This is a genomic window from Acinetobacter sp. YH16044, from assembly GCF_013417145.1.
Lineage (GTDB): Bacteria > Pseudomonadota > Gammaproteobacteria > Pseudomonadales > Moraxellaceae > Acinetobacter > Acinetobacter amyesii.
In genome coordinates, this window is sequence record NZ_VPEK01000181.1 from 1 (window position 1) to 1108 (window position 1108).

The following is a 1108-nucleotide window of genomic DNA, read 5'->3' on the forward strand; positions in this document are numbered from 1 at the left end:
TTTAGATTATTTCTAATAACTCTTGATTCTACAGAGTCATTAATTTGCTTCTCTATCTCAGCGTAGTAAGTTTGTAGGGCAGGTTCAATGAGAACCATACAAGCATTCAGGGTTAAGTAAGTCAGAGAATGAGAAATAGATTCAATAGGGGTAAGCTCGTAGGTTGGATTATCCTTCTTAAAAGTTAATACATTGAAATAAAAAGTATGACTTGCCTCATTATAGAAATTAATATTTTCCTCTAAATTACTTTCTATAAGAGGCAAAGCATTCCAAGACTCTGTACCTTGTTTATAACTAATATTCAAAGATTGAAGAGACTGTTGTCTTAGTGCAGCATATTCGAAGGGAGTATGATTTTTTACATGTTCAGCTAACCGAATTTTTAGTTGTTCAATACGAGTATTTCTGATTCTCTGTGCATTGTGGGCAATAATTTTTTTTAGGATTCTTACCTTACTATTTTCAACATTCTCAAGTTGGAAATTTTTACTTATTAATATATTGACCATTTTATCCAAATAGTCTGAAAGACTATTTTTTGTATCCATTGCTGTAGGATAAAAAGGGTATTCTAAGTACTCAAGCTGCGTAAAAGATGAATACTCAATTAAGTTAATAACATTTTGATTAGTAGATTTTCTAGCTAAGAATAACTGGTGAGTTATGAAATCAAGTAGTTGAAAGTCTGATTCAATTCTGTCGTTAAGGCTTTGAAAAACTTGAGATTCGAATTGATCTAACTCAAGCGCATTACTTATTGGTTTTATTCTTAACTTAAATGATTCAAACATTATTTTTTCCAATAGAAATATATTAAAAATTAGTACGTTATATTACATCTATCAAGGCTTATCTACTATTAACAAATGACAGCAGATAAGCCTAAATCAGATAACAGCCTTTTTGCTTTAGCTTGTTAGTTCAATTTGTTCTTTATTACCTTTTCTGTATTCATCATCCCAGGTTAGCAAGATTGCGAATTTATTAGGAAAGTCTATCCTTCTTGCATAACCTATTTTTGTTGTTTGGCCTGTGTTTAGATTCATTGGGAATAGCTTATCTATGTTATAAAAGTCACCTTTATATCTTTCATCAATGATTATTT

At 30.1% G+C, this 1108-nt stretch carries 1 protein-coding gene and 1 pseudogene; both read right to left on the minus strand.

The features are described from left to right. On the minus strand, window positions 1-794 hold a 794-nt coding region (locus FTV38_RS17900; protein ID WP_180023088.1), incomplete at its 3' end, for a hypothetical protein. A gap of 117 nt (window positions 795-911) precedes the next feature. After that, window positions 912-1108: pseudogene (locus FTV38_RS17985) on the minus strand (hypothetical protein); the annotation flags it as partial.